The organism is Rhizobium sp. PRIMUS64 (assembly GCF_023006465.1).
Lineage (GTDB): Bacteria > Pseudomonadota > Alphaproteobacteria > Rhizobiales > Rhizobiaceae > Rhizobium > Rhizobium leguminosarum.
In genome coordinates this window covers 1-7,124 of the sequence record NZ_JALBGX010000219.1, presented here as the reverse complement: position 1 = coordinate 7,124, position 7,124 = coordinate 1, and the positions used below count along the sequence as shown (strand labels likewise).

General features: G+C 62.2%; 7 protein-coding genes. 5 read left to right on the top strand and 2 right to left on the bottom strand.

Annotated elements, in window-relative coordinates; all coding sequences use genetic code 11:
* From MOV76_RS37710 to MOV76_RS37695, 4 genes are all read left to right on the top strand, one after another.
* Window positions 1–295, top strand: a 295-nt coding sequence (locus tag MOV76_RS37710; RefSeq protein WP_247266472.1) for a 2-dehydro-3-deoxygalactonokinase, incomplete at its 5' end; no start/stop codon positions are given.
* A gap of 13 nt (window positions 296–308) precedes the next feature.
* A complete protein-coding gene (locus tag MOV76_RS37705; protein WP_247266471.1) occupies window positions 309–950 on the top strand; it encodes a 2-dehydro-3-deoxy-6-phosphogalactonate aldolase in 642 nt (213 codons plus the stop codon).
* Window positions 947–1,834 carry an SMP-30/gluconolactonase/LRE family protein gene (locus tag MOV76_RS37700; protein ID WP_018244996.1) on the top strand — a complete coding sequence of 296 codons (888 nt, stop codon included), beginning with the start codon at window positions 947–949 and terminating at the stop codon, window positions 1,832–1,834. The genes MOV76_RS37705 and MOV76_RS37700 overlap by 4 nt, the downstream gene beginning before the upstream one ends.
* A gap of 233 nt (window positions 1,835–2,067) precedes the next feature.
* Window positions 2,068–2,673, top strand: a complete 606-nt coding sequence (locus MOV76_RS37695; protein WP_018244995.1) for a PRC-barrel domain-containing protein — start codon at window positions 2,068–2,070, stop codon at window positions 2,671–2,673.
* Between the two features lie 53 nt (window positions 2,674–2,726).
* Here MOV76_RS37695 and MOV76_RS37690 read toward each other — a convergent pair whose 3' ends face one another.
* Window positions 2,727–4,091, bottom strand: a complete 1,365-nt coding sequence (locus tag MOV76_RS37690; RefSeq protein WP_018244994.1) for a bifunctional diguanylate cyclase/phosphodiesterase — start codon at window positions 4,089–4,091, stop codon at window positions 2,727–2,729.
* Window positions 4,092–4,217: 126 nt separating this feature from the next.
* Window positions 4,218–5,939, bottom strand: coding sequence for a response regulator (locus MOV76_RS37685; protein WP_247266470.1), 1,722 nt, complete (start codon window positions 5,937–5,939; stop codon window positions 4,218–4,220).
* Window positions 5,940–6,122: 183 nt separating this feature from the next.
* Here MOV76_RS37685 and mutL point away from each other — a divergent pair.
* The coding region (gene mutL / locus MOV76_RS37680; protein WP_247266469.1) for a DNA mismatch repair endonuclease MutL at window positions 6,123–7,124 on the top strand (1,002 nt) is incomplete at its 3' end.

Below are 7,124 nucleotides of genomic sequence, written 5' to 3'. Positions count from 1 at the left end.
CCCGGCCCTTGCCTCCAACCTGCTGTTTACCGCCCGCTCCGGCCAGCTCCTGCACGGGATTTCTGCCGCAGCGGCGCAAGCCCGGCTATCCGGCACGCTGATCGGCCTCGAAATCGCCGGCGCGCTGCAAGATGCGGCAAACGGCACCGACATCACCCTCGTCGCCTCAGGGCGCCTGCAGGCGCTCTACGAGCAGGCCTTCAAAACCCTCTCCCTTGCCTTCACCGCCATCGACGCCGACGCCGCCGTGCGCCGCGGGCTTTCGGCTGCCGCCGAAGCCATCTGGCCGAATTGAGAAAGCTGACACGATGAACCGTATCCCCTTCCCCGACATGAAACGCCCGCTGATCGCCATCCTTCGCGGCATCCGGCCTGACGAGACCGAAAGCGTCGTCGGTGCACTGATCGAAAATGGCCTGACGGCGATCGAGATCCCGCTCAACTCGCCGGAACCGTTCAAATCCATCGAGATCGCCGCGAAGTTGGCACCGGCCGACGTGCTGATCGGCGCCGGCACGGTGCTGACCGTCGAGGCGGTCGACAGCCTGCATGCGGCCGGCGGCAAGCTGCTCGTCACGCCGAATGTCGAGCCCGAGGCGATCATCCGGGCGCGCGACTACGGCATGGTGACGATGCCGGGCGTCTTTACGCCGACCGAGGCGCTGGCAGCAGCGCGGGCCGGGGCCACCGGTCTCAAATTCTTTCCGGCCAGCGTGCTCGGCCCTTCCGGCATCACGGCGATCCGGGCAATCCTGCCGCCGGAGCTGATGATTGCCGCCGTCGGTGGTGTGTCGGATAAGAATTTCGGCGATTATACCAAGGCCGGCATCTTCGCCTTCGGCCTCGGCACCAGCATCTACAAGCCAGGAATGACCGCATCAGAGGTTGCCGAGCGCGCCAAGGCGACCATTTACGCCTATGATGCAGCCATTGGGAGCGTGAACGTATGACCGATATTTATGAGTTCGAGGGCAAAACCCTTTGCAATACCAATTCCGTTCTCGGTGAAGGCCCGACCTATGATCCGGACAGCAATACCGTCTGGTGGTTCAACATCCTCGGCAAGGAACTGCACGAGCTCAATCTTTCGACGGGCGCGAAAAAGGTGCATCCGCTGCCTGTCATGGCGAGCGTGCTTGCCCGCATCGACGCCGGGCGGCAGCTGATCGCGACGGAAGAAGGGCTTTTCGTGCGCGACGTCGCAAGCGGCAACCTCACCTTCTACGCCGCGCTCGAAAACGACAGGCCGGAAAACCGTTCGAACGACGGCCGCACCCATCCGTCCGGTGCACTCTGGATCGGCACGATGAGCAAGCGGGCGGAAAACCAGGCCGGCGCCATCTATCACGTCGCTAGCGGCAAGGTGACGAAGATCTTCAACGGCATCAGCATCCCGAATTCGATCTGCTTCTCGCCTGACGGCACGATCGGCTATTATACGGATTCCCGCATCAACCGGCTGATGCGCGTCATGGTCGATCCGTTGACCGGCCTGCCTTCGGGCGAGCCGATCGTGCTTGTCGACAGCATGGACGACCCCGGCGACATCGACGGCTCGGTGGTCGATGCCGACGGCTATTTGTGGAATGCGCGCTGGGGCGCCGGCGTCGTCGACCGCTACAGTCCGGACGGCCTGCGCATCTCGCGCTACAAGGTTCCTGCCGTCCAACCCTCCTGCCCTGCCTTCATCGGCGTCAATGCCGACCGCCTGGCGGTAACGACCGCCTGGGAAGGGCTGGATGAGGATGCCCGTTCGGCGCAGCCCAGTGCCGGCGCGCTGTTGGAACTCGGCATCGAGGTCAAAGGCGTGTTCGATCCCGTCTACGTGATCTGATCACCGGGTGATCAGAGGCCATCAGAGGCGCTCCCGATCGGGGCGCCTTTTCTCGTTTTAGCGGCGGTTCTTCGATAAATGTTCCGTGAAAATCGAGAAATTTTCCGAGTTTTCAACCGGAACCAATCGCTCTACCAGTCATTTTCCCTTCGAACCGGCGCGGCAACGAGACCTGAGAAATAGGTGTTACCGCGTCAGCGAACACTCTAGGAAAAAACGAAGGTAGGTTCGAAATGACACGCAAACTTCTGACGACCGTTGCCGCTGGCGCACTGTTTGCCACGGCTTTCGTACCGGCGGCATTCTCGCAGACAGCACCGCAGCCTGCGGATCCCGCTGCTCCGACCCAGGCGGCCCCCGCCGATCCGGCAGCACCGAAGCCGATGACGCCTGACGTCACCAAGCCCGCAGGCGATGCTGCACAGGCTCCGGCCGCAGCACCGACGGCAGACACGGCTCAGGCCGGCTATCTGACGGAACAGTCTCCGGACCAGGTCAGCGCCAACACCTATATCGGCCAGTCGGTCTATAACGGCAACAATGAAAGCATCGGCAGCGTCAACGACCTGATCCTGAAGAAGGACGGCGGGTTTGTTGCTGCAATCGTTGGTGTCGGCGGCTTCCTCGGCATCGGCGAAAAGAACGTCGCCGTGCCGATGGAAAAGATCACCGTCGCGCAGAACACCCAGGACGGCAGCGTCAAGCTGACGACCAGCGAAACGTCTGAATCGCTGAAGGCCGCACCTGAGTTCAAGACGCTGGCAATGCTGGCGGCCGAAAAGGCTCCGGCTGCGACCGGTACCGACACCACGGCAACCGGCTCGACCACGCCTAAGTAATCCGTGCGTGGTAGTATAGCGTAGGCGATGGCGCTCCCAGGGGCGCCATCGTTTTATGCGCTGACACGCTCCATCACGGTCGGATCATAATAATTCTCGTGCAGGAAGCGCAGCGTCGCGATACCGTCCGCCGGGCGGCCGAAATGATAGCCCTGGCCCATGCCGCAGCCGAGCGTGCGCAACTTCACTGCCTCGGCATAATCCTCGATACCTTCCGCCACGACTTCCAGCTCCAGGCCCTCGCACATGGTAAGGATCGCCTTGATGATGTGTTCGGAGGCGCGATCGGAATTGATGCGCGAGACGAAGGCACGGTCGATCTTGATCTTGTCGAAGATGAAGTCGCGCAGGCGCCCGAGGCTCGACTGACCGGTGCCGAAATCGTCGAGCGAGATGCGCACACCGGCGGCGCGCAGATCAGCGATGATGCGATGAGCGGTATCGGCCGAACTCATCACCGCGGTCTCGGTGATCTCCAGCTCCAGGCGATGCGGATCGAAGCCGACGCGCCCAAGGATCGACAGGACGCTGCTGCTCGTGCCCGGATCCATCATTTGGGCCGAGGAAAGATTGAACGACAGAAAGAGTTCGCGCGGCCAGGAAAGTGCTGCTTCGGCAGCTTTACGCAGCAACGCCTCCGACAGCGCGTCGATGAAGCCGCGCTCTTCGGCGAGCGGCACGAAGACGCCGGGCGACACGAAGCCGAGATCGGGATCGTTCCAGCGGGCAAGCGCCTCGAAGCCGACGACCTGGTTGTTGGACAGCGAGACGATCGGCTGGAAATGCACGTCGATCGCATCCGAGATGATGGCGTTTCTGAGCGCCTGCTCCAGCTGCGTGGCGCGCTTCATTTCCTGCGCGATCTCGCGCGAATAGACGGTGATCTGGCCGCGACCGCGGCGCTTGGAACGGTAAAGGGCGGTCTCGGCGCTCTTCAGCAGTTCCTCGCAATCCTCCCCGGCGAACGGATAGATGGAGAAGCCGAGGGAAGCGGAGAGACGGACGTTGCGGTCGCCGAGGTCATAAGGGGCCGATAGCACCTCACGGATCATCTGGCCGAATTTCTCGGCGCTCGCCCGCTCGAAGATCAACGGCAGCACGAAGGCGAATTCGTCGCCATCATGGCGGGTCACAAGCGCGCCATCAGGAATACAGGCCCTGAGACGATGGGCGACCTGGCAGAGGATTTCATCGCCGGCTGTCGAGCCGAACAGATCGTTGATCGGCTTGAAACTGTCGAGGTTGACGATACCGATGGTGAAGGGGGCCGGATCGCTGGCGCGCTCAGAAGAGATCTGCAGGACCTTCTCCCGCATGCGATTGCGGTTTCCCAATCCGGTCAGCGGATCGGTATAGGCCATCGCCTGAAGCTCATTCTGACCCACGGTCAAGAAAGCTATTTCCGCCGATTTCATCATGCAAACCCGAGCTTCCCCCGCAGCCATGCAAAAGAATGACCGGCATGTCTTAACAATTCGATAGGAAATCAGCCGCCTCTGCCGCCTGAAACGCCCAAAATCTAGGGAGTTGACGGGTATCGCCTTCTAGTTTCGCGCCCGCATAGGTTCGTCCATCAGGTACTTCTGAAACACCGTCTCAAGCATATCGGGGCTGACGGGTTTCATGATGACGTCGTCCATGCCTGATTTGACGCATTCGGCGCGGTCGCGCTCGAAGGCCTGGGTGAGCACGCCGATGATCGGAGTGCGGGTGCCGCCGCCGGTTTCCTCCATCTGCCGGATGAGGCGCGCGGCCTCGAAGCCGTTGAAACCGGGCAGGGAAATATCCATCAGCACGATCTGTGGCCGGTGCTCGGCCCAGAGGCGCACGGCCTCGTCGCCGGTCGCTGCCAGCATATGGCGGTAGCCGAGGCCTTCGAGGATCTGCGAGAAGACGATCTGGTTGATATCGTTGTCTTCGGCCACGAGAACCTGCAGGCCAACCACATCGTCGGAAATGCTGATTTCCCAATCGGTATCCGAACCGGCAGCACTGCGGCTGTTGCGATTGAAATGGCGGGCGATTTGGAATGTGAGCTCGTTGGCGATCTGGAAACCGTCCATGACGAGCGCCGGGATGCCGTATTGCTCGGCGAGCTCGAGGCAGCGCATGCCCATCTGGTTGTCGATGATCAAGAGATCGAGCGAGATGCCGGAGGAGGTGGCGATCTCCAGGAACCGCTCCTCTTCGTCCTCTGCGCGGACCGAGCAGGATTCGAAGCCGTATTTCGTCAGCGTCCGCAACGCGGCGGTCTCGGCTGCGAGGTCGGCAGTGACGACGAGGACCTTGCGGCCGGAGAAATTCTCCGGAACGATCGCTTCCATCGCCGCCGGTTCGCGCCGCTCGACGCCGGTTGGTACCGGCACATAGGCCCGGCGGTAGCTTTGATTGCTGGAGGCGGTGATCGCGGACGCTTGGCCGAACTCGTCGAGATCGGCGCCGTCGCGCGGCAGGTCCTGCATGGTCGATACCAGGAAATAGCGGCCGGGTTTGCCGATGCGGTGCTTGCGGCTGACGATGTCGCGCTCGATGCCGTCGCGGGAGATCTGACGCTGGCGAGAGACAGACATCTCGCCAGTCTCCAGTACGTGGCGATCGCTCTCCTCGAAACGCTTGGCGATCTCCTCTGAAAAAAGATCACCGCTCTTGCGCCCGAGCACCTCGTCGGCGCTCGTCTGATATTTCTCGCAGAAGGCGAGATTGACCGCGACATAGGTGAGGTTGCGGTCCTTGACGAAAAGCGGAAACGGCAGATTGTCGAGAATGTCCTCGGTCAGTTGCACGCGCTCCAGATCGGAGCGCCATTGCTCTTCGCGCTTCTTGTTCTCGGAAATGTCGGAGATGATGGTGACGCCGTAACCACCCGGCAGCCTGCGCTTGACGAAGCGGACCCAGCTGTCGGCGCCGTGGCGCTCGACGGCGTCGAAGCGCTCACGCCAATGCGAGGCGATTTTCTGCGACAGCCAGTCCTCGCGGCTCAGCGAGCCGCCCTGCCTGACATCGTACTGCTGGCGAATGCCGGTGTCGTACATCGCACCGAGGAAATCGCGAAGCCGCGTGCCCGGCTTCAGCATTTCGGCGGGCAGCGGAAAGAATTCGAGGGTCTGGCGGCTTGCGAAGATCAGGTGATCGTTCTTGTCGTAGATGATGAAAGCTGCGGAAAGGCTGTCGCACACCACATCGAAAAGCGCCGTCTGCAGATCGGCCTCGGCGGGAGACCCATCGATTTCTGATGATGTGTCCGCCTTTTCGACGCCGGCACTCATTCCATTGCGTCCCACATCTGTTCGATTTCACAGCTTCCGGAAGTATGTGATTAGAAATGCCATTTTTATGTTAAAACCGGCTTAACACTAGCCACCCCTAAATTCGGAGACGGCGGTGATCACGCTTTGGGAAAGCGCATCGAAAGCCCTTCCCTCCGGCCCGCGAATCCCCGAAAATAGCCCATGGCCATCAGACAGCTTTCCGAAACTCTCATCAACCAGATCGCCGCCGGCGAAGTCATCGAACGGCCGGCGAGCGCTGCCAAGGAACTGATCGAAAACGCGCTCGACGCGGGCGCGACGCGCATCGAAATCGCCACGGCTGGCGGCGGCAAGGCGCTGCTGCGCGTCAGCGACAACGGGTCGGGCATGGACGCGGCCGATCTGGAACTGGCGGTCAGGCGCCACTGCACCTCGAAGATATCGGAGACGCTCGAAGATATCCGTACGCTCGGCTTCCGCGGCGAGGCGCTGCCCTCGATCGGCTCGGTCGCGAGGCTCAGCATTGCAAGCCGCAAGCGCGACAGCACAGGCGGCCACGAGATCGCCGTGACCGGCGGCAAAATCGCGCATATGCGCCCGGCTGCCGCCAATCCCGGGACGATCGTCGAGGTGCGCGACCTGTTCTTTGCCACACCGGCCCGGCTCAAATTCCTGAAGACGGAGAAAGCCGAGGCCGGCGCCATTACCGAGATCGTCAAGCGCATGGCGATCGCCTTTCCGGCGGTGCGCTTCGTGCTGTCGGGTTCGGACCGCACGACGCTGGAATTCCCGGCGACCGGCGACGATCATCTGGCGCGCATGGCGCAGGTGCTCGGCAAGGAATTCCGGGACAATGCGATTGCGCTCGACGCCGTGCGCGAAGAGATCTCGCTGACTGGCTTTGCTGGCGTTCCGACCTTCAACCGTGGCAACTCCGCTCATCAATATGCCTTCGTCAACGGCCGGCCGGTGCAGGACAAGCTGATCCTCTCGGCGATCCGCGGCGCCTATGCCGAGACGATCCCATCCGGACGCTATCCGGTGGCGGTGCTGTCGATCACGCTCGATCCCGCTCTCGTCGACGTCAACGTGCATCCGGCAAAATCCGACGTGCGGTTCCGCGACCCTGGCCTGGTACGCGGCCTGATCGTCGGCGCCATCCGCGAGGCCTTGGCGCGCGACGGCAGCCGAGCGGCAACGACC

Excerpts from the sequence above, each read along its gene's own strand:
- MOV76_RS37705 (WP_247266471.1), top strand. The coding sequence starts at position 309 with ATGAACCGTATCCCCTTCCCCGACATGAAACGCCCGCTGATCGCCATC.
- MOV76_RS37695 (WP_018244995.1), top strand. The coding sequence starts at position 2,068 with ATGACACGCAAACTTCTGACGACCGTTGCCGCTGGCGCACTGTTTGCC.
- MOV76_RS37700 (WP_018244996.1), top strand. The coding sequence starts at position 947 with ATGACCGATATTTATGAGTTCGAGGGCAAAACCCTTTGCAATACCAAT.
- MOV76_RS37685 (WP_247266470.1), bottom strand. The coding sequence starts at position 5,939 with ATGAGTGCCGGCGTCGAAAAGGCGGACACATCATCAGAAATCGATGGG.
- MOV76_RS37690 (WP_018244994.1), bottom strand. The coding sequence starts at position 4,091 with ATGATGAAATCGGCGGAAATAGCTTTCTTGACCGTGGGTCAGAATGAG.